The sequence below is a fragment of the Kitasatospora sp. NPDC001261 genome (assembly GCF_042896795.1).
GTDB lineage: Bacteria > Actinomycetota > Actinomycetes > Streptomycetales > Streptomycetaceae > Kitasatospora.
Window position 1 is genome coordinate 98,833 of the sequence record NZ_JBIAXP010000023.1, and the last position, 20,388, is coordinate 119,220.

General features: G+C 73.5%; 15 protein-coding genes. 5 read left to right on the forward strand and 10 right to left on the reverse strand.

Annotated elements, in window-relative coordinates; all coding sequences use genetic code 11:
• Positions 1 to 115 precede the first annotated feature (115 nt).
• The 6 genes from ACFY4B_RS28710 to pdxH all read right to left on the reverse strand — a co-directional run bounded on the left by ACFY4B_RS28710 (position 116) and on the right by pdxH (position 10,091).
• A complete protein-coding gene (locus tag ACFY4B_RS28710; RefSeq protein ID WP_049660863.1) occupies positions 116 to 829 on the reverse strand; it encodes an aminoglycoside N(3)-acetyltransferase in 714 nt (237 codons plus the stop codon).
• Positions 830 to 990: 161 nt separating this feature from the next.
• Positions 991 to 3,426, reverse strand: coding sequence for an FxsB family cyclophane-forming radical SAM/SPASM peptide maturase (locus ACFY4B_RS28715; RefSeq protein ID WP_387972701.1), 2,436 nt, complete (start codon positions 3,424 to 3,426; stop codon positions 991 to 993).
• Between the two features lie 70 nt (positions 3,427 to 3,496).
• Complete coding sequence (locus tag ACFY4B_RS28720; protein ID WP_049660424.1) at positions 3,497 to 3,682, reverse strand: hypothetical protein; 186 nt, start codon at positions 3,680 to 3,682, stop codon at positions 3,497 to 3,499.
• A 391-nt stretch (positions 3,683 to 4,073) separates the two neighbouring features.
• Positions 4,074 to 7,967: an FxSxx-COOH system tetratricopeptide repeat protein gene (fxsT, locus tag ACFY4B_RS28725; RefSeq protein WP_387972704.1), complete on the reverse strand. Its 3,894-nt coding sequence runs from the start codon at positions 7,965 to 7,967 to the stop codon at positions 4,074 to 4,076.
• A complete protein-coding gene (locus tag ACFY4B_RS28730; RefSeq protein WP_387972706.1) occupies positions 7,967 to 9,328 on the reverse strand; it encodes a TIR-like protein FxsC in 1,362 nt (453 codons plus the stop codon). Before ACFY4B_RS28730 ends, fxsT begins: the two co-directional genes overlap by 1 nt.
• A gap of 130 nt (positions 9,329 to 9,458) precedes the next feature.
• The gene (gene pdxH / locus ACFY4B_RS28735) at positions 9,459 to 10,091 is read right to left on the reverse strand and encodes a pyridoxamine 5'-phosphate oxidase (RefSeq protein WP_074005541.1); all 633 of its coding nucleotides are present in this window, start codon (positions 10,089 to 10,091) and stop codon (positions 9,459 to 9,461) included.
• Positions 10,092 to 10,529: 438 nt separating this feature from the next.
• On the opposite strand from pdxH, the gene ACFY4B_RS28740 reads away from it, so the two are divergent.
• Together ACFY4B_RS28740 and serC are read left to right on the forward strand one after the other, a co-directional pair.
• Positions 10,530 to 11,630 carry a citrate synthase 2 gene (locus tag ACFY4B_RS28740; RefSeq protein WP_049656080.1) on the forward strand — a complete coding sequence of 367 codons (1,101 nt, stop codon included), beginning with the start codon at positions 10,530 to 10,532 and terminating at the stop codon, positions 11,628 to 11,630.
• 175 nt (positions 11,631 to 11,805) lie between these two features.
• Entirely contained in the window at positions 11,806 to 12,933 is a 1,128-nt protein-coding gene (serC, locus tag ACFY4B_RS28745; RefSeq protein ID WP_049656082.1) for a phosphoserine transaminase, read from the forward strand.
• A gap of 332 nt (positions 12,934 to 13,265) precedes the next feature.
• Here the strand turns inward: serC and thpR are convergent, their stop codons facing one another.
• Positions 13,266 to 13,853 (reverse strand): RNA 2',3'-cyclic phosphodiesterase, encoded by a 588-nt coding sequence (thpR, locus tag ACFY4B_RS28750; protein WP_063780281.1) that lies wholly within the window; start codon positions 13,851 to 13,853, stop codon positions 13,266 to 13,268.
• 46 nt (positions 13,854 to 13,899) lie between these two features.
• Here thpR and ACFY4B_RS28755 point away from each other — a divergent pair, with 46 nt between their 5' ends.
• Complete coding sequence (locus ACFY4B_RS28755; protein WP_082345996.1) at positions 13,900 to 14,418, forward strand: GNAT family N-acetyltransferase; 519 nt, start codon at positions 13,900 to 13,902, stop codon at positions 14,416 to 14,418.
• Between the two features lie 75 nt (positions 14,419 to 14,493).
• Here ACFY4B_RS28755 and ACFY4B_RS28760 read toward each other — a convergent pair whose 3' ends face one another.
• Positions 14,494 to 16,140, reverse strand: a complete 1,647-nt coding sequence (locus ACFY4B_RS28760; protein ID WP_387972782.1) for an MFS transporter — start codon at positions 16,138 to 16,140, stop codon at positions 14,494 to 14,496.
• An 88-nt stretch (positions 16,141 to 16,228) separates the two neighbouring features.
• The gene (locus ACFY4B_RS28765) at positions 16,229 to 16,663 is read right to left on the reverse strand and encodes a MarR family winged helix-turn-helix transcriptional regulator (protein WP_030235202.1); all 435 of its coding nucleotides are present in this window, start codon (positions 16,661 to 16,663) and stop codon (positions 16,229 to 16,231) included.
• Positions 16,664 to 16,786: 123 nt separating this feature from the next.
• Here ACFY4B_RS28765 and ACFY4B_RS28770 point away from each other — a divergent pair, with 123 nt between their 5' ends.
• Both ACFY4B_RS28770 and ACFY4B_RS28775 read left to right on the forward strand, forming a co-directional pair.
• Complete coding sequence (locus tag ACFY4B_RS28770; protein WP_234348557.1) at positions 16,787 to 17,281, forward strand: VOC family protein; 495 nt, start codon at positions 16,787 to 16,789, stop codon at positions 17,279 to 17,281.
• Between the two features lie 283 nt (positions 17,282 to 17,564).
• Positions 17,565 to 18,413, forward strand: a complete 849-nt coding sequence (locus ACFY4B_RS28775; protein WP_375876453.1) for an MHYT domain-containing protein — start codon at positions 17,565 to 17,567, stop codon at positions 18,411 to 18,413.
• Positions 18,414 to 18,602: 189 nt separating this feature from the next.
• Here ACFY4B_RS28775 and ACFY4B_RS28780 read toward each other — a convergent pair whose 3' ends face one another.
• Positions 18,603 to 20,321, reverse strand: coding sequence for a hydrogenase maturation protein (locus ACFY4B_RS28780; RefSeq protein ID WP_074005468.1), 1,719 nt, complete (start codon positions 20,319 to 20,321; stop codon positions 18,603 to 18,605).
• Positions 20,322 to 20,388 lie beyond the last annotated feature (67 nt).

The window sequence follows — 20,388 nt, forward strand, 5'->3', positions numbered from 1 at the left end:
GCTTCGGCGGAGCCGAAGCGGCCACGGGGGCGGGGTGGGGCGGAGGGGTGGGTGTGGGGGCGGGGGGTGGGAAACGGCGGGGTCTCTTGTCAGCGGTAGGAACGAGGAGCGGGGTTCAGGGGCGGCCGCGGCGCAGGACGGCCTCGGCCAGGTCGACGGCCTCCCGCACCGGCACCAGCCGGCAGTCGGCGGTGCCGATGCGGGCCGTGGTGACGCCGCGGGCGGTGCGCAGGACCTCGGCGCCGAGGCGGCCGAAGTGGAGGTCGTCCAGGTCGGGGGCCCGGAAGGTGGTCCAGCCGTCCACGCCGACGCAGCGGTACTCGCGCACGGTCACGTCGGGCATGCGCAGGTCGGCGAGGTGGAAGGCGGTGAAGCGGTCCATCGGGACGCCGAGCATCAGCACCCGGGCGTCCAGGTCGTAGAGCCGTCCGAGCGGCGACTCCGGGCCGAGGTGGGAGGTGAGCGGGTGGTGGGCGGTGACCTCGTGGGCGAGCCGGCCCACGGCGGCCCAGGAGGTCTGCGGGTGCCGGCTGCGCAGGGCGCCCGGCCAGGAGCGGACGGCTTCCGACAGCGCCCCCATGGAGGGCGAGGCCGGGGTGGTGGCCGGGTCGAAGCGGGGCATCCGGGCCTGGTAGTCGGCCACCTCCGCCGGGGAGAGACCGGCGGTGGCGGACTGGTGGATGCGGGAGGTGGCGGAGTTCTCGGGCGTGGCGGTGTAGGCGACGAGGGTGCCGTCGGGGCCCAGGGCGTCGAGCAGGGCCTCGACCACCCCGGCCGCCCCGCCGGGCACCGGTCCGAGGGAGCGCAGCGATGCCTGGACGTGCAGCACCGTGCCGGGACGGACCCCGAGGTCGGCGAGGTCGCGGACGAGGGGGTGGACGGGGGAGGCGACGGCGACGCCGCCGCCGGCGCGGGGTTCGGTGAGGATGGCGTCTCCCGGGGGGTGAGGGCCCCGGGCGGGGGAGGTCCCGGGGCGGCGCGGGTGGGAGGTCAGACCCCGGCCCGTTCCCGCCGTACCCGGTCGGCCGCCTGCTCGGCGGCGGCGGGCAGCGACAGGTCGAGCCAGGGTGCCACGGTGGCACGCATGCCGTCGGCGAAGCGCAAGCCGGTCCCGGTCAGGGCTCCGGAGGTCGCCAGCCGCTCCACGGCCTCGGCGGTGTACCGCCGCCAGAGCGCGAACTGCTCCCGCGCCCGGTCGGCGGCCGTGCCCGGCAGTCCGTCGTACGCGAGGGTGCGGGTGCCCCAGTACTCGGTGACGGCCAGGTGGGCGTACGTGCCCTGGAGCAGCCCTTCGAGCGGCCGGGGGTCGGGCCGCCAGGGGGCGAAGTACAGGGTGGGGTCGGCGCGGTCGTACAGGTCGGTCAGGTCCAGCACCGCGCCGAGTTTGACGTGCTGGAACTCGTGCGCGAGCAGCAGGGCGAGGGTCGGCGCGGTGGCGGGCCGGGCGATGCCGACGGCGCCGTACGCCTGCCGGGCCGCCGAGCTGACGTCCCGGCCGGTCGGGCCCGGCCGCAACGGGGTGACCGTCGTCAGGCCGGCCCGGATGCCTTCCGCGTACCCGGGCAGGTCGCGCCCGAGCAGCTCCCAGGCTTCGCGCAACGCGCCCGTCCAGTCGAGCAGTTCGCTCTCGGAGAGGTGGTCCGCGACGGGGTGGTCGTGGCAGTCGCGCAGCGGGTCGGCGTCCTCCAGGGCGACCGTCCAGCCGCCGGCCAGCCGGACCCGCCGCAGCGGTTCGTCCAGTTCGGTGCGCACCGTGCCGTCGGACGCCCGGACCGCGAGGCCGCCCGCCCGCCCGGTGACCACGGCCTCGCCGTCGGGTACGGCGATCCGGCCGAGCGTCGGCAGGTGCAGCCACCCGCCGCGTACGGGCACGGCCACCGCGTCGCCCCGGCCGGCCCGCACGGCGGCCGCCGCGGCGAGCGCGGCCAGCGGGCCGAGTCCGGCCTGGAGGTCCCCGGCGAGGCGGCGGGCCGCCCAGGCGCGGGCGTACGGGTGGCCGAGGACGGCGTCCACGGCGGCGGGGGCCGCCGTGTCGAGCTCGGCCAGCAGGGTCCACGCTTCGGCCCGCCCCTGTCCGGAGGCGTCCCAGGCGGCGGCCAGCATCGCCCGGGTGAGGGCGAGTTGGGAGCGGCCGAGCGCGGCGACGGTCTCCGCGCTCCCGTATCCGCGCGCGAGTTCGTCGAGTTGCGACGGGGCGAGCGCGCCGGGCAGCAGCGGTTCGGCCTCCGGCGACGGCGCACCGGGCGCACCGGGCACCCCGGGCACCCCGGCCGGCTGCGCGGGCACACCGCCGCCGGAACTCCCGCTCCCCGCAATGCCCTTGATGAACGTCATGAGATCACCGCAGTAGACGGAGGGATGGTCGAAACTGCCTCCCCCATCGTCGCTCCGATAGCGGTGGGCGTACAGCCCGCCACCGCAGGAGCGGACCACGGAGCAGGCGCGGCAGGCCTCGCTCAGTCCGGCCAGGCCGGACTGCCGGGCGGCGATGCCGGGGTGGCGGGCGAGGTCGTCGAGGCTGTGCGCGAAAACGTTCATCCCGGTGGCGGGCGCGCCGTCGTACGCGGTCTTCAGGCTGTCGGCCTGCTCGAAGGTCCCGTCCGTCTCCAGGACGGCCAGGTCGGAGGGCTCCAGTCCGAGCGACTCGGTGAGGCTGGAGAACCCCCGCAGGGTCCGGTGCACGGACTCGAAGGTCCGTACGGCGAACGGCCGCCCGTCCGCGTCCCACAGCTTGTGGACGGTCAGCAGCCAGTCGGCGTACGGGGTGGCACCCAGCTCGGCGGGGCGCCCGGGCGGCTCGTCCCAGGTGGCGTGCGGGAGCAGGAAGTCCACGGCGGGCGGCCGGAGTTCGGCCAGCGCCCGGTACACGGCCACCGGGTCGTTCCGGACGTCCATCGTGCACAGCAGCCCGGCGAACAGGTGCCGGTATCCGGGTTCGTTCAGCAGCGCGACGGCCCGCAGCACCTGCGGGTGGCTGCTGCGTCCGTCGGCGAACCGCCGGTGGCGGTCGTTGGCGGCCTTGTCGCCGTCCAGCGAGATGCCGACCTTGATCTCCTGCTCCGCGAACAGCGCGCAGAAGTCCCGGTTCAGCAGCACGCCGTTGGTGTGGATGCGCAGGTCGAGGGCGCAGCCGGGCGGGAGTGCCGCCCGGAGCGCCTCGGCGGCGCGGCGCAAGCGGTCCGGGCCGGCGAGCAGGGGTTCTCCCCCGTGCAGGACGACCCGGACGGCGGGCAGCCGGTGGGCGGCCGCGTGCTCGCCGATGCGCTCGGCGGCCTTGGCCAGGATCCCGTCCGCGATGACCTTCGGCCGGGACCGCCAGCTGCTGTCCGCGTGTTCGTAGACGTAGCAGTGGTCGCAGGCCAGATCGCACCTGCTGTGCATCTTGACCACGAACTGTGTCAACGGCAGCGGAATCGACGTCGTCATGGAACTGTCCGGTTCGCTTCGATCGGCTCGGTCTGCTCGGCCTGGGCTCCGCCGGGAGTTCCGGGCCGGGTCAGATCGAGGAGTTGAAGGCTGCGACCGGCACGAGGCCGGAGTCCGCGCCGGGGAGCGCGCGCTGGAGCCGGGAGGCGAGCTCTTCCGCGCCGAGTGCGGCGAGGTCGGCGAGCGAGGGGCGTTCCGGCGTCTCCTGAGGGTCAGTGAGCTTGCCGGCCGGCCTGGTGCTGGTTACCGGAGTCATATTCGTTTCCTTAGGCGCGGTTAGGACCTGCCGAGGGTGGGTAAGCCCACCCGGTTGCGACCAATGTAGTGCCCGCGAAGACTCCGCGCGGCACCTTGCGGACTCACGTTGGGCTCCCCGGGCTGCCGACGTCGTACGACAGCGCTTTGGGCCCCCAGAATTCACCCGTTCAGCGGTCGCGCACTTCGCCGTGGCGCGCGCCGAAGCGCGTCGCCGTGGCCCGTGCCCGAACAACCACACGGACCAGCCCCTGGTCACACCCCGGGAGTGCCCCGGGAAGCACCGGAACAATCGCCCCGCCGGGCCAAGCATCCGGCAAGCCGGATTCATTCCCCCGACCCGCCGAGCGCCCGGACGGCCCGCACCAGCTGCTCAACCCTGGGCGACCGGGTCACACCGGCGGCGTTTCGACGAAGATGTCCACTCGTTCGGCCGCACCTGGAGCACCGACACCACCGATCTCCTGATTTAGTGTCAGATTCCTGACTGCCGCCCGACTGTAGGGGTGGTCCGACCCCAGCGACTCCGCCAGCACTGCCGCAGCCCTTTCGCCCAACTCTCGCGCCGTGGCCGGATCGCCCGCATCCACCAGCGAGTTGGCGTGGTTCAGCATCGTCACCCCGACGTACCGGTGCCGACCGCCCAACTGCGCCCGAAGCCCCTCAAGCGCCCGTCCGGAGAGTTCCGCGGCCTCCTCCGCACGACCGCTCCGCCGCAACAGCACCGCCAGGTTTCCGGCGGCGAGCAGCGTCGTGGGGTGCTCATCCCCGAGGCGTGCACGGTGATAGCCGGACACCTCCCGCGCCAACGCGATGGCCCGGTCCGTCTCGCCCGACGCCGCGAGGTCGGCGGCCAGGTGCCCGGCGGCAGCCGCGGTCTCCGGGTGGTCCGCCCCGTGGCGGGCCAGTAGCCGCCGGTGCGCCTCCTCGTCAGCGGCCCGCGCCTCTTCGTGCCGTCCGAGCCGCAGCAGGACCGCACCAAGGTGGCGGAGGGCCTTGAGCGTGCCGTCGTGGTCCTCGCCGTAGCGGGCCCGGTAGCGCTCGACCGCATCCGTGAGCAGGGTCAGCGCCTCTTCGTACCGACCGAGTTCCCGCAGGTCGCGGGCATGGTTGACGACGGAGGAAAGGGTGTACAGGCTGTCCCCGCCGAGCACCGCACGCTGGCGGCGCAACGCCTCGGCGTGCCGAGCCAACGCACCGTGGAGGTCCCCGGCCAGGAAGTCGGAGAGCGCCAGATTGTTGATCATCATCGTGGTGCGCGGGTGCGCCGGCCCGAGGGATCGCTCGGCAGCCGCGAGCGTCCGGCGGTCGAGCTCCTGCGCCTCGCGGTAGCGGCCGAGTTGGCGAAGGTCACCACCCAGACCGCCGGCGGCCGCGATGGTCTTCAGGTGTTCCGGGCCGAGCAGGGCCGTCAGTTGCTCCCACACTGCCCGGTCGATCCGGTACGCGTCCTGTGCGGCGCCCTGGAGCCGCCGCACATTGGCCAGCTCGACCCGCAGGAACAACGTCGGCAGGCCCGCCTCGTCCCAGTGTTCCAGCGCCCGCGTCGCGAGGTCCCGCGCGGCCTCCAGCAGCCCTCGCTGCCACAGGTAGCGAACGGACCCGCGGATCCATTGCCGCACGTCCGGGTCGGCGCTCTCCACCGCTCCGGACGGGCCCAGGTGCGGCAGCAGCATGGCGAACCGCGGCCAGTCCGCGGCCTGGTCCGGGTCGCCGGCCCCGACCAGTGCCAACGCACGGTGCACGGCGGCACGGACGGACGGCCGGTCCGCCGGGTCCACCTGGTCGCGCAGCACGGCCTGGACGATCCGGTGGACCCCGAGTGTCCCGCCGCCCCTCGCGTCGTAGCGGACCATCCCGTACTGGTCGACGATCCGCAGGATGTCCCCGATCGCCAGACGCTCGTCCTCCCCCTGCGGGGGGCCGATCGCCTTGATGGCCGGCCCGCTGTAGAACAGCTCGATCGGAATCGCGTCCGGCCCGAGGAAGCCGCAGAGTTCCAGCAGCCGCACAGCCGGAGGACTGACCCGGCGCAGATCGGTACCGACGATCCGTGCCGTGGCGGCGACAGCGGCCTGGCCGCCACCGGGGATCGGTCGGTCCAGTACCTCGGTGAGTTCCTCGTCCAGCAGTTGCAGGTAGGAGGCGACCGGCATCGGCGTCTCCTGGAGCCACCGCGCCGCCTGGCCGACAGCGAGCGGCAGGTCGCCGAGCCGCTCGGCGATCCGGCCGGCGTCCAGGGGGTCGATCGCGGGGTTGAAGCGCCCCACCAGTCGCACGCTCTCCACCCGGTCGAACACCTCGACCTCGACACGGCCCGGATGCCGGGCCCAGCGCCGGTTCCGGGAGGTAACCAGCACGTGTCCGTCCGTCGTACCGGCGGGCAGCCAGGACGTCAGCTGGTCCGGATCCTCGGCGTTGTCGTAGACCAGCAGCCACCGCGCGTGCGGACGCGCGTGGGCGAGGTGGTCCAGCAGGCCCCGGGCCGCCTGCTGAACGTCCCCGTCCACAGGCAGTCCGAGCACCTCGGCGAGGTCGGCGAGCTGCTGCGGGATGTCGGCGGGCTGCTCGGCCCGGACCCACCAGACGACGTCGTACCCCGCAGCGAAGCGATGCGCGTACTCGACCGCGGTCTGCGACTTGCCGACCCCGCCCATCCCGTACAGCACCTGGACGGGTGTGCCGGCGGGCCTCCCGGTGAATCCGTCACGCAACCGGTCGAGCAACACGGCGCGACCGGTGAAAGCGGGGTCACGCTGAGGCAGCGAGCACACCACCGGCCGACTGCCAGGGAAACGGGCCGACGGCGCGGCCGACTCCTCGGCCTCGACCCAACGGCCTGCGCCGGGCGGCGGCCCGAGCAGTTCGAACAACCGGGACTCCGCCGATTCGGCCTGGCAGGAGGCCAGTTCGACCACCGCCCGGCTGTCGAAGGGAGCCGGGAGCGGTACGGCTGCCACGGACAGGGCCGCCAGCGCGCCCTCCTCCCCCTCTCCGGAGCGGCGCCACAGCTCTCCCGCCCGTGGCAGTGCCAAGTACTCCGGCGACAGCAGTGCCAGCATCCGCCCGTCCCCGTCCAAGGGCCCGTCGACCTCCGGCAGGGCGCCGGACGGCTCCGTCGGGGTCGCAGCGCTGTGCAGCGTGGCCACGTAGCCGAACCCGGTCAGCGCCGCAACGGCCCACTCGGCCCACATACGGTCCCCCGGTGCGTAACTCACGTACACCTGACGGGACCTGGTCCGCCCGGGCCGCAGGTAGGCCGCGTAGAGCCGGCGCCGGACCCGGTCCGGGACGGGTCTCAGCTCGCGCACCCGCCCGTCGGTGAGCCAGGCGGCCAGCCTCTCGTACGCGCTGAGCAGGCTGCGATGTTGGCGGGGCCGGTCGGCGACGGTCGCCGGCACCTCCTCGTAGGCGTAGAAGGGCTTGTAGGGCACCTCCACATCGCGCCAGTACGTCTCCGCCCGCTCGCCGGAGAGCCAGCGTTCCAGGTAGGGGGCGAACGCCTCCCGGACGAAGTCCCGTCCGGCGGCGAGGCCCGACCGCTCGGCCTCCTCCACCCGCATCGGCACCGGGAACACCCGAATGTCCCGCACGTCCGAGTCGGCGATGGAGTGGGCCGCGTCGACGCCGCCGCGGATGCTCTGGGCGCTCATGGTGAAGCAGTCGATCACGGTGTCGGGCATCAGCACGGTGCAGATGCCGGAGGTGTCGCTGACCCCGGTCCGACTGTCGATCAGTACGTAGTCGTACGAGCTCGTCCACTGCTCACGCAGGGCCGTCAGGAACTCCGCCCCTCGGATGTCGTTCCGGGTGTAGAAGCTGCGCCAGTTGAAGCTGGTGACGGCCGCCGAGTAGGCGCTGTCCTGCCGTCCGGCAGGCATCAGGTCGAGGCGGCCTCCGGCAGGCAGATCGAGGGCGAGGCCGCAGAGGTACCTGTCCAGGTGTCCGGGCTCGGCGAGCCACTCCCGCGGTCCGAGCCCCGGCGCTTCACCCGCGCGGGGCAGGGCCTGATCGACGTAGCCGCGCAACAGGTCGATCAGGCCGGGTGTGCCGGAGAGCTCGGGATCAATCAGCAACGGGTGGTAGTAGCGATGCAGGCCCGGGGCTTCGAGGTCCCAGTCCACCACCAGGACCCGCAGTCCCTGACTCGCCATGATCCAGCCCAGGTTGGCCAAGGCCATGGTCCGGCCGGTGCCGCCCTTGAAGGAGTAGAAGGTCACGATCGAGCCGGTCGCCGACGGAGCGGCGGCATCGTCGGCTGTCGGCGGGGTCCGGTCGGCCGGCATCACGCTGAGTCCCCTCGGCTCTGCGCCTCGTCGTCAGGCGGCGTGGCGGTAACGGGACCCGGATGCGCCCGTGGTGCCGGCCGGGCCGGGATCGCCAGCCTGGGGAGCGCCCGCGCCACCGGGCCGAGTCCGAACGAGGCCCGGATGGCCTCCGGATCACCGTCCTCGCCCTCGTCCACCTCGTCCAACAACCGGTTCTGCGCAACGGTCACGGTGCGCAATAACTCGCTCTCGAAACGCTCCCGGGTAACTCTCACCCGGAAGAGTGGTTCCGGCCCCGAGCGGTGCAGCCAGTTGCGCGGGAACACCGCGCGCACCCCGCCCCAGAGCCGGTCGCGGGCCGGCCCGTCCGGCGGGTCGCCGGTGCCGGCCGGCACCAGGACCCCGGTGACCGGATGGTTCTGGTCGTCGAACTCGCGCAGCGCCTCCCGGTACGGCTCCTGCCTGGCCGCCCACGGATCCACGAGCAACACACTGACCTGATTGTTCTCCCGGGCCCGGTCCAGGTCGACCGCGAGGCCCGGGCCGATCTCGTCCAGTGTGGTGATATGACCGGCCCGGGTGATCGCCCGTTGGGCCCCGACCACCAGCGAGGGGACACTCGGCGGGTGGTACGGCGCCCAGTCCCAGGGCTGCGATCCGTACCACCCGCCCCCGGGCGCCCGGGCCGCCGACTCCGTCCCGTCCGGTGACGATCCGCCGCTTTCCCGCGCCCGTCCGGCCGCCACGAACAAACGGACCATCCCCGGCCGGACGGGGGACGGCTGCTCACCGGAGAGCGGGAAACAGCCCTGGACCGCGCCGAGTTCGAGCTTCGGCAGCTCGCCGAGGAACTGCCCAGCGGCCTCCCGCACGCGCTCGGCGATCTTCCTGACGATCCGCAGGTACTCCGGCCCGTACGGGTCTGCCCGCAGCAGGGACCGCAGTCCACCGGCCGCGTAGGCCTCGCCCATGTCGCGCTGGACGTACTGGATCCGCAGCACACGGGACGGCAGGCCCTCTGGCAGCGGCTCCCAGAGCACCGGGATCAGCGCCGGCACCGAGCGACCGGTCAACTCCTGGTGGCGGCACATCCTTTCGTCGAAGGCCGTCCACTCCTTGCCGCAGTACGGACTCGCGAAGTACGCCGGGGAGTACAGCGCCACCAGGGTCCGGCACGAGGCGACGTTGTCGGACAGTTGCCGTTCCCAGTCGTCGCCCACCCGCAGCCGCTCGGTGTCCCGGTAGCCGAGCCCGGCCGGGCCGACGGCGGGTTCGAGTCGGGCCAGCTCGTCCTTGAGGTCGCTGAAGAACTGGTCCACGAACGTACTGCCGGCCAGCTGGTCCCGGCGGGCGTAGCTGAAGAAGAACAACGGTTCCATCGCGCCCCCGACCACATCACCCTGGCCTGCCGACCCGCCCACGGTACCGGCGAGTTGGGGGGATGCGGGGCCGTTCGGCCCCCATCAGCTCCGCGCGGGCGCCGCGCGGAGCCTGTGGGCCGAACGGGGATCACGGGCAGAGCCGCTCCACCCGCCACCCCGTCGGGCTGGACGGGTCGACGACGTAGCGGAGCCGGTCGTGCAGCCGGTTCTCCCGGCCCTGCCAGAACTCGACGCTCCGCGGGACCACCCGGTACCCGCCCCAGAACGGCGGGACGGGCACACCCTCGCCCTCCGGGTAGCGGCGCTCCAGCTCGGCGTACCGCTGTTCGAGGACCTCCCGGCCGCCGACCGGGCTGGACTGCTCGCTGGCCCAGGCGCCCAGCTGGGAGCCGTGCGGGCGGGTGCGGAAGTAGGCGGCGGTCTCGTCCCGGCCGACCTTCTCCACCCGGCCCTGGACGATCACCTGGCGGGCCAGCGCGATCCACGGGAACAGCAGCCCGGCATGCGGGTTGGCGGCCAGCTCGGAGCCCTTGCGGGAGCCGTAGTTGGTGAAGAACACGAAGCCGCGCAGGTCGTAGCCCTTGAGCAGGACGGTGCGCGAGCTGGGCCGCCCCTCGGCGTCGGCGGTGGAGAGCACCATCGCGTTGGGTTCCACCACCCCGGCGTCGTCGGCGTCGTGGAACCAGCGGGTGAACTGGCCGATCGGCTCGGGCGCGAGCTGCTCCTCGACCAGGCCCTCGTGGCTGTAGTGCTTGCGCATCACGGTGAGGTCCGGGCCGGGGCGGGCCTCGTCGGCCAGGGTCCGGTTGGCGGGGCTCGGGGGCGTCGACTGGGCGCGATCCGGGGTCTGCACGCCAACATCATCCCGTACGACAAGCAGCGGGCACCGCTACCTCCGGACAAACCCCGGTGGGAGATCAGGTGACCCTCCACCGCTCGGCCGCCCGCCCTGCGAGGAATTGTCCGGAACCGGACGTTTGGTTCCGGCGGTTCCAGGGGTTCCGGGGGCGCCACGGGCCCGGCCGGCGCCTCCGACGGGGAAAGTCAAACGGGTCGACGGGAAACATCACCATGGTGGTGTATGGCGCAATGCACCCCGTGCCTGTCACCCTGGCACCGAGTGCCAAACACCATTCGGTCACTGGCGCGCCGCCCCACCACGGCGGAGCGCCGATCACAGAACTGAGGGAGCCGTCGCATGTCCGATTTCGTACCCGGGCTTGAGGGAGTCGTCGCGTTCGAGAGCGAGATCGCCGAACCCGACCGTGAGGGCGGCGCCCTGCGGTACCGCGGTGTCGACATCGACGACCTGGTGGGCAGCGTCTCCTTCGGCCACGTCTGGGGCCTGCTGGTGGACGGCAAGTTCAACCCCGGCCTGCCGGCCGCGGAGCCGTTCCCGATCCCGGTGCACTCCGGCGACATCCGGGTCGACGTGCAGTCGGCGCTCGCCATGCTCGCCCCGGTCTGGGGCCTCAAGCCGCTGCTGGACATCGACGCCGAGCAGGCCCGCGACGACCTCGCCCGGGCCGCCGTGATGGCACTCTCCTACGTCGCCCAGTCGGCCCGCGGCCAGGGCCTGCCGATGGTCCCGCAGAGCGAGATCGACAAGGCCGAGACGGTCGTCGAGCGGTTCATGATCCGCTGGCGCGGCGAGCCGGACCCGAAGCACGTCAAGGCCGTCGACGCCTACTGGACCTCCGCCGCCGAGCACGGCATGAACGCCTCCACCTTCACCGCCCGGGTCATCGCCTCCACCGGCGCCGACGTCGCGGCCGCGCTCTCCGGCGCGGTCGGCGCGATGTCCGGCCCGCTGCACGGCGGCGCGCCGTCCCGCGTGCTCGGCATGATCGAGGAGATCGAGCGCACCGGCGACGCCACCGCCTGGGTCAAGAACGCCCTGGACAAGGGCGAGCGGCTGATGGGCTTCGGCCACCGCGTCTACCGCGCCGAGGACCCGCGCGCCCGGGTGCTGCGCCGCACCGCCAAGGAGCTCGGCGCGCCGCGCTTCGAGGTCGCCGAGGCGCTGGAGAAGGCCGCGCTGGAGGAGCTGCACAACCGCCGCCCCGACCGCGTGCTGGCCACCAACGTCGAGTTCTGGGCCGCCATCATGCTGGACTTCGCCGAGGTCCCGGCGCACATGTTCACCTCGATGTTCACCTGCGCCCGGACGGCCGGCTGGTCGGCGCACATCCTGGAGCAGAAGCGCACGGGCCGGCTCGTGCGCCCCTCCGCGCGCTACATCGGCCCCGGCCCGCGCCGCCCCGAGGAGATCGAGGGCTGGGACGCCATCGCCCGCTGACCCCCCGGTCGGCGAATACCGGACGAGCGTCCGGTCAGTGCCCCTGAGCAGCGGGTCCGGCTCCGGCCGGGCCCGCTGCCGCACGTTTCCGGGCGGCTCCCCGAGCAGCCGTGACCGCGGTCTCAGCGGGCGGACGGCCGTACCCCGCCGGGCCCCCGGCCGGTAGGCTGCGCGCGTGGCTCAGATCCAGATCCCCGCTGACATCAAGCCCGCAGACGGCCGTTTCGGCTGCGGACCGTCCAAGGTGCGCCCCGAGGCCCTGAGTGCCCTCGCCGCCACCCAGACCTCCCTGCTCGGCACCTCGCACCGCCAGGCCCCGGTCAAGAACGTGGTCAAGCGCGTGCGCGAGGGCGTGAGCAGCCTGTTCTCGCTGCCGGACGGCTACCAGGTCGTCCTCGGCAACGGCGGCTCCACCGCCTTCTGGGACATCGCCGCCTTCGGCCTGGTGCGGGAGAAGTCCCAGCACCTGGACTTCGGCGAGTTCTCCTCGAAGTTCGCCTCCTCGGTCAAGGCCGCGCCGTGGCTCGGCGAGCCGACCGTGATCAAGACCGCCCCGGGCACCCACCCGCTGCCGGTCGCCGAGGCCGGCGTGGACGTCTACGGGCTCACCCACAACGAGACCTCGACCGGCGTCGCGATGCCGATCGCGCGCCCGGCCGGCGCCGACGAGGGCTCGCTGGTCCTGGTGGACGCCACCTCGGGCGCCGGCGGCCTGCCGGTGGACATCACCGAGACGGACGTCTACTACTTCGCCCCGCAGAAGTCCTTCGCCTCCGAGGGCGGCCTGTGGCTGGCCACCTTCTCCCCGGCCGCCCTGGAGCGCGCCGCCGAGATCGCCGCCTCCGGCCGCTACATCCCGCCGTTCTTCTCGCTGCCGACGGCCATCGACAACTCGTCGAAGGACCAGACGTACAACACCCCGTCGCTCTCCACCCTCTTCCTGCTGGCCGACCAGCTGGAGTGGCTGAACGGCAACGGCGGGCTGGACTGGGCGGTCGCCCGCACCGCCGACTCCTCGTCCCGGCTGTACTCCTGGGCCGAGAAGTCCCCGTTCGCGACCCCCTTCGTGGCGAACCCGGCCGAGCGCTCCCAGGTGGTCGGCACCATCGACTTCGACGAGTCGGTGGACGCCGCCGCGGTCGCCAAGGCACTGCGTGCCAACGGCATCGTGGACACCGAGCCGTACCGCAAGCTGGGCCGCAACCAGCTGCGCATCGCGATGTTCCCGGCGATCGACCCGGCGGACGTCGAGGCGCTCACCCACTGCGTCGACTACGTGGTCGAGCAGCTCGCGCAGGTCTGACCCGGTCCCCCGAGGACACGGCCGAGGGCCACCGCCGACGGGCGGTGGCCCTCTCGCCGTTCCCGGGGTCCTGGGGCGTGTCTGTGCCCGGACGGGCCTCCGGCAGGCTCAGGCAGCCCTCGGACAGGCCTCAGGCGGGCCTCAGCGGCCGACCAGCGAGCTGATCAGCACGACGACCAGCATCAGCACCAGGGTGCCGGAGACGATGCGCATACGAGTCTTGGGATCCACGGTCAACGAGCGTACCTCCGGCTCACCCCGGACTCCGCCGGGCCCCTGCCCCACCGCCCCCACGGCCCGCCCCGCGGCGCTCAGCCCTCAGCCCTCAGCCCTCAGCCCCAGTCGGCCAGCGCCCAGGTGCGCAGCGTCACGTAGCGCGCGGAGCCGCCGCCCTGGTCGCTGCGCACCAGGTGCAGCTCGGCGGCCTCCCACTCCGGCCCCCGGTAGTCGGCCAGCGCCGCCACCAGGCCGTCCAGCTCGGCCGCCGCGACCCGCCGCACGGCCCGCCGGTGCCCGCGCGAGGAGCCCGCCCGGGCGAGGGTGAGGTGCGGGTGGAAGGCGAAGTCGTCGGTCGCCCCGGTGACCTCGGCGGTAGCCTCCGTGACGGCCTCGGCCAGCCTGCGCAGCGCCCAGGCCTGGCCCTCGACCCCGGCCCAGAGCACCCGGTCGCCGAACCGCCCCGCGCCCGCGATCCGCAGCCGGTGCACCGGGTTGACCTCGGCGACGGCGGCCAGGCCCGCCGCCAGCTCGGGCAGCCGCTCGGCGGCCACCTCGCCCAGGAAGGCCAGGGTCAGGTGCCGGCCCTCGGCGCCGGTCCAGCGCAGCCGCTCCGCCCCCGGCAGCTCCCGCAGCGGCGCGACCGCGTCCGCGAGCCCCTGCAGCGCCTCGGTCGTCGGCAGCACCGCCACGAACAACCTCATGGATCAATCTTCCCGCGACCGGCCGTCTGGGGTAGAACGGTCTTCCATGAAGATCCGCAACGGGGGGTCCGCGGACGTCCCCGACATCCTGTCCCTGCTCGACGGCGCCGTCTCCTGGCTGACCGCCCAGGGCCGTACCGGCCAGTGGGGCGACCAGCCGTTCAGCACCAACCAGGCCCGGATCGACCAGGTCTCCTCGTACGCCGAGGAGCCGTTCCTGATCCGCCTCGCCGTGGACGAGGACGGCCGTACGGTCGGCTGCTGCGTGGTCTCCGAGGACCGCGGCCGGTGGATCCCCGCCGTGGACGAGCGCGAGCTGTACGTCCGCAACCTGGTCACCGACCGCACCCGCAAGGGCTCCGGCATCGGCGCCGCGCTGATCGCCGACGCGATCGAGGAGGCCCGCCGGCGCGGCATCGGCCTGCTCCGGGTGGACTGCTACGGCGGCGCCGACCGCAAGCTGGTCGGGCTCTACCGGGCGCTCGGCTTCACCGAGACCGTGACGTTCGAGGTCGAGCAGCCGCACGGCCTCTGGCCCGGCCAGGTGCTGGAGATCCGGCTCTGACCCGCCCGCCCCTGAACCGTCCGGGCTCCTGAACCATCCGGGCCCCCGGGGCACTCCCGGGGGCCTGACACGGCATCAGCAGGCCGCCGCCAGCTCCGACTTGCTCGCCGCACCGGTCCGCGACACGAAGGCCACCACCCGGCCGCCGCGGCCCGGGTGCAGGTCGAACCGCACCCGCAGGTCCGCGCTGCGGGCCAGCACCAGGCCGACCGCGCCGGCCGCCGCCGCGGAGACCAGTCCGCAGGCCAGCAGGCCGAGCCGGGGCCCGTACGAGGCGGTCACCCAGCCGACGACCGGGGCACCGATCGGCGTGCCGCCGGTGAAGACCAGCACCAGCAGGCCCATCACCCGGCCGCGCATCTCGGGGTCGGTGGACAACTGCAGCATGGAGTTGACGGAGGTGTTGAAGCTCAGCCCGAACACCCCGATGAGCATCAACAGCAGCGCGAAGGTCCAGTAGTCGGGCGCGAACGCGGCGACCACCTCCAGCGCTCCGAAGGCCAGCGCCGCGCCGACCAGCCGGCGCAGTCGCGGCACGCCCCGGCGGGCGGCGAGCAGCGCACCCGCCAGCGAGCCGATCGCCATCGCGGTGTTCAGCAGGCCGTACTGGCCGGCGCCCACCTTGAAGGTGTCGTACGCGAAACCGGAGAGCAGCGTCGGGAAGTTGAAGCCGAAGGTGCCGATGAACCCGGCCAGCACCATCGGCCAGAGCAGCTCGGGCCGCTCCTTGACGTACCGCAGGCCCTCGCGCAACTGCCCCTTCTCGCGGGCGATCGGCGCGGTCGGGCGCAGTTCGGACTCCCGCATCGCGAGCAGCCCGCCGATCACGGCGGCGAAGGACAGCGCGTTGACGGCGAACGCCCAGCCGCTGCCGACCGCGGCGATCAGCAGGCCCGCGACGGCGGGGCCGACCAGCCGGGCGGTCTGGAAGTTGGCGGCGTTCAGGCTGACGGCGTTGGCGAGGTCCTTCGGGCCGACCATCTCGGAGACGAAGGCCTGCCGGGTCGGGTTGTCCACCACGGTGACCAGGCCGAGCAGCAGCGCGAAGGCGTACACGTAGTACGGCGTCACCACGCCGCCGACGGTCAGCACCGCGAGGCCGGCGGCCAGCAGGCCCATCGCGCCCTGGGTGTAGATCAGCAGCCGGCGCTTGGGCATCCGGTCGGCGAGCACGCCGCCGAACAGTCCGAGCAGCAGCATCGGCAGGAACTGCATGGCGGTGGTGATGCCGACCGCGAGCGGGCTGCCGGTGAGGCTCAGCACCAGCCAGTCCTGGGCGATGCGCTGCATCCAGGTGCCGGTGTTGGACACCACCTGGCCGGCGAAGTAGTAGCGGTAGTTGCGAACGCGAAGGGAGGAGAACATCCCCCCGGGCCTCGTGAAGCGGGCGCCTGCGGGAGATGTGGCCGACGAGAGGGGCCGAGCGGAGCTCGCCGAAGGAAGGGTGGTGGTGGGCGACGGGTGGGATCGGCCGGGAGCGGCGGGGTCCGCCGCGGTGCGTTCGTCGGGGTCGTCGTCGCCGTTGCCGGGCAGTCCCGTGGGGGCGGGTGCCTGGGCTTCGGCGGCCGCGGCACTGGCCGCGGCGGGGTCGGTGGTGGGCTCGTCGGTGCGGATGGCGGCGCTGGCTGCGGCCGTCGGTGTCACGTTGGTCTCCCCTCGCGGCGCGACGGCCTTGGCGGTGGCCGTCGCGCTCCTGGTGTCGGTGGTCGGTCCTGCGGTGATGCGGGCTCCTTGTTCTCCCGGCGGCCGGCCGGGGTCGGTGTGCCTCAGAGGTGTACGAGCTGCGGCCGTACGGACCGCGGGTGTACGGCTACAGGTGTGCGAGCTTGTAGAGCACGGGCGCGGCCTCCCTGAGGACGGCCCACTCCTCCTCGTCGAGCCCCTGGGCGAGCTCGGCGAGCCAGACGTTCCGGCGCCGACGACTCTCCGCGAGGATCGTCTCGGCCTGCTCGGTGCTGCTGACGACCACCTGTCGGCGGTCCTCGGGGTGCGGTTCGCGCCGCACCAGCCCCTTCTCCTCCAGCATCGCGACGATCCTGGTCATCGAAGGAGGCTGCACGTGCTCCTTCCGGGCGAGCTCACCCGGCGTCGCCTTCCCGCACCGGGCGAGGGTGCCCAGCACTCCCATCTCGGTGGGACTCAGCGACTCCTCCACCCTCTGGTGTTTGAGTCGTCGGGAGAGGCGCATCGTGGACGATCGCAGCTGACTGATCGCTGCGAGGTCCTGCTCGGACATCTCGGGCATCTCTTTAGCTTACGTCATTACTCTCGCTAAGGAAAATGAGATCCGCCGCCGTGCCGGAGGGTCACCCCGGTGCCATATTGGTGATGGGCCCCAGCTCTCGACTCCCAGAAGGGCCGACCTGCCATGTCCGACCTCGCCACCGAGCGGTCCGAGCGGTCCGAGCCGTCCGGACGGCCGCAGTCGTCCGAACGGTCCGACCGGCCCCGGTCGTCCGAGCAGCCCCAGCCGACCGGGCCGACCGGGCCCGCCGACACCGGCTTCGGCCGGCTCGCCATGGTCACCATCGACTGCGCCGACCCGGTCGCGCTGGCCTCGTTCTACGGCGAACTGCTGGGGTGGGAGACCAGGCACGCGGACGACCACTTCGCCATCCTGGACAACCCCGAGGGCGGCAGCCCGCTGGGCTTCGGACGGGTGACCGGCTACCGGCCGGAGCCGTGGACGGAGCCGGACGGCAGCAAGCACTTCCACCTCGACTTCTACGTCGACGACCTGGACGAGGCCACCGCCAAGGCCCTCGCGCTCGGCGCCACCGAGCCCGCCTACCAGCACGGCCGCACGCTGCGGGTGCTGATCGACCCGGCCGGCCACCCGTTCGGACTAGCCCCCTTGGAGTAAGCACCAAAGGCGGCCGGGGACGGTGCGCAGGCGGTGTCAGGGGTTGGTGCCGGGATCATGCAGGCCGCGTAAAGGCCCATCCTGACCTGGGACTTCACGAAAAACGCGAACATTGTGCGACTGCCGGTCGATGGCTAATCTCCCCCTTGTCAGGGGCACCACACGCCAGGCTCCTCCCCGCGGGACGGCGTTCCCGCTCCGGTGCCCGTTCGCCGCGCGCCTTCCCCGACCAGCCGCGCCCTCCCGCGCCCCGGTGCCCTCAACCCTCGTCCAGGGAGCTCTCTTGGGTGCGATCCACCATGCCGACCACGGCTGGGTGACCCCGGCGGTCTCGTACTTCGTCGCCTGCCTCGGCGCCTTCGTCGCGCTGCGCAGCGCCCGCTGGGCGCTCGTCTCCCAGGGCCGCACCCGGGTCGTCTGGCTGCTGTTCGCCTCCACCTCGCTCGGCGCCGGGATCTGGTCGATGCACTTCATCGCGATGCTCGGCTTCTCCGTGACCGGCGCCGAGATCAGCTACCGGCCCCTGCTCACCGTGCTCAGCCTGCTGGTCGCCGTCGCCGTGGTCGGCATCGGGCTCTTCACCGTCGGGTACTGGCGCCGCCGCGCCCCGGCCCTGCTGGTCGGCGGGCTGACCACCGGCCTCGGGGTCGCCGCGATGCACTACCTGGGCATGGCCGCGATGGTCCTGCCCGGCCGGCTCGGCTACGACCGGACCGTCGTGGCGGCCTCGGTGGCCATCGCCGTGGTCGCCGCCACCGCCGCGCTCTGGGCCGCGCTGAACATCCGGGGCACGCTCGCCGTCCTGGCGGCGGCGCCGGTGATGGGCGTGGCGGTCTGCGCGATGCACTACACCGGCATGGCGGCGCTCTCCGTCCAGCTGGACTTCTCGCGCTCCACCGAAGGCGGCGTGATGGCGCTCCAGTTCATCTTCCCGCTCGGGGTCGGGCTCGGCTGCTACGTCTTCTTCGGCTCGCTGGCCTTCGCCGTCTCCCCGAGCCGACCCGACTCCCAACCCCTGCTGGCCGGTCCGGCCGCCCCGCTGCCCCCGCGGGCCGCGCGCACCCCGGGCGACCCGGACGGCCAGTTCGTCCCGCAGCGGCGACAGCCGCTGGGCGGGGCGGCCCGGCACTGACGCCGGGTACGGGAGCGGGGCCCGAGCGGGCGTCCGGCCGGGCCCCCCACCCCGGCCGGGCGCCGCCCGTCCCGCTCCTGCCCTCCCCGTACGACGCGCGACCCGCCGCAGCTCGGCCGGCCCGCGCGAACCCCTGTGCCCGCGCGGGCCGTTACGACCGCACAGGCCGCGTACCGCTCCGCGGTCCGCCTACGACTGAGCCGGCCGCCCGAGCAGCCCCGCCACGTGCTCCGGCGTGGCCACCGGGCAGACCTTGTGCACGAAGTCCCGCCGCAGCGCGTGGTACGGCTCGCCCGCCCGGTAGAAGTCGGCGTGCATCCGGCGCAGTTCCTCCGCCCGGTACTCGGCCAGCGGCTTGGCCTCCTCGTCGGCCGCGCGGCGGCGCTTCTTGTCCACCAGCCGCCCGGTGAGCTCCGGCGAGGCGGCGATCCGGGCCGCCTCCCGGGCCACCCAGCGGCGGAACCCGGCCGCGTCCCCGCCGACCGTACGGTCCACCAGGCCGATCCGGCGGGCGTGGTCCGCGCCGACCGGCAGCGCCTCGGCGGTGAGCCGCCCGGCCTGCTCGGCGCCGACCCGGCGGGGCAGGGTGTACGTCCAGTACTCGGAGCCGTACAGGCCCATCAGCCGGTAGTGCGGGTTGAGCACGGCCGAGTCCCGGCACCACACCTCGTCGGCGGCGAGCGCCGCCATCAGCCCGCCGGCCGCCGCGTTCCCGGCCAGGGCCGCCACCGTCACCTTGTCCGTCGTGGTCAGCACCGCCTCGACGACGTCGTCCATCGCGTTGATGTTCTCCCAGGACTCCAGCGCCGGGAAGGCCGCGCCCTGGATGACGTTGAGGTGGATCCCGTTGGAGAAGAAGTCCCGGGGCGCGCCGAGCACCAGCACCGAGGTCGGCCGCTCGGCCGCCTCCCGGTAGGCGGCGAGCAGCCGGCGGCACTGGTCGGTGCTCATCGCCCCGCCCGCGTAGGCGAATTCGAGGAACCCGACCTCGCCCTCCTCGTGGTAGCGCAGCTCCGACCAGGTGTCCCGGCCGCTCGCCCGCTCCGGGCTCACCGGCACCTCGCGGACCCGGTACAGCTCGTCGGCGAGCACCGTGGCGGCCGGCAGCTTGAAGGTGGCCGGCCCGCCGGGGGTGCGGCGCGGGCGCAGCTGCGGTATCCACACCGCGCCGTCCACGGTGGCCCGGCAGATGGCGCCGTCCCGGGTGGCCAGCACGGCGCCCGGCACCGGGCCGCGCAGCTCGTCCTCGGGGTGGCCGCCGTGCAGGAAGAACTCCCGTCCGTACAGCTCGTCCAGCACGCCGGGCTGGGAGTCGGCGGCGCGCAGCCTGCGCAGCACGGTGGCGGTGTCGTCCCGCTCCCAGTCGATCCGGCGGGCCTCCTGGCGCAGCGGGGGCCGCGGTTCGCCGTGCACGTCCGGCCGGGCGTAGTCCAGCGGTTCGGGGGTGAACAGCCCGCCCTCGTACCGCTGGACGGCCAGCAGGACGGCCTCGACGGCGGCGTCGGCGAGCTCGCCCCGGTACAACTCGCTCTTGCCGCAGGCCGGGACGGGGAACTCGACGGACGCCCAGATGTCGCCGGCGTCCATCTCCTCGACGGCCTGCAGCACGGTGACGCCCCAGCGCTCGGCCCCCTCGGTGATCGCCCAGTCGAGCGAGGAGGGGCCGCGGTCGCCCTTGGGCCCCGGGTGGACGATCAGGACGGTCCGGGTCGACCAGATGTCCTGCGGGACGGCCTTGGTGAGCATCGGACAGATGATCAGCTCGGGGTCGGTGCGGACCACCGCCGCCCTCATCTGCTCGTCACCGAGGGCGAGTTGGACGGCGACCTGGTGGCCGCGCTCGCGCAGCCCGGTGTGGACGCGCTGGGTCAGGCTGTTGAACGCGCTGGCGATCAGGAGAATGCGCAAGGAGGGCCTCCGGCGGGAACTGGGGTCGCGCGCAGGCGATGAAACCAGGGCATGGACACGTAACGAT

Bases quoted from the DNA above. Each gene is read 5' to 3' on its own strand.
- ACFY4B_RS28740 (WP_049656080.1), top strand. From the start codon at position 10,530: ATGTCCGATTTCGTACCCGGGCTTGAGGGAGTCGTCGCGTTCGAGAGC.
- ACFY4B_RS28765 (WP_030235202.1), bottom strand. From the start codon at position 16,663: ATGCCCGAGATGTCCGAGCAGGACCTCGCAGCGATCAGTCAGCTGCGA.
- fxsT (WP_387972704.1), bottom strand. From the start codon at position 7,967: ATGCCGGCCGACCGGACCCCGCCGACAGCCGACGATGCCGCCGCTCCG.
- ACFY4B_RS28730 (WP_387972706.1), bottom strand. From the start codon at position 9,328: ATGGAACCGTTGTTCTTCTTCAGCTACGCCCGCCGGGACCAGCTGGCC.
- ACFY4B_RS28755 (WP_082345996.1), top strand. From the start codon at position 13,900: ATGAAGATCCGCAACGGGGGGTCCGCGGACGTCCCCGACATCCTGTCC.
- pdxH (WP_074005541.1), bottom strand. From the start codon at position 10,091: ATGCGCAAGCACTACAGCCACGAGGGCCTGGTCGAGGAGCAGCTCGCG.
- ACFY4B_RS28770 (WP_234348557.1), top strand. From the start codon at position 16,787: ATGTCCGACCTCGCCACCGAGCGGTCCGAGCGGTCCGAGCCGTCCGGA.
- ACFY4B_RS28715 (WP_387972701.1), bottom strand. From the start codon at position 3,426: ATGACGACGTCGATTCCGCTGCCGTTGACACAGTTCGTGGTCAAGATG.
- ACFY4B_RS28720 (WP_049660424.1), bottom strand. From the start codon at position 3,682: ATGACTCCGGTAACCAGCACCAGGCCGGCCGGCAAGCTCACTGACCCT.
- thpR (WP_063780281.1), bottom strand. From the start codon at position 13,853: ATGAGGTTGTTCGTGGCGGTGCTGCCGACGACCGAGGCGCTGCAGGGG.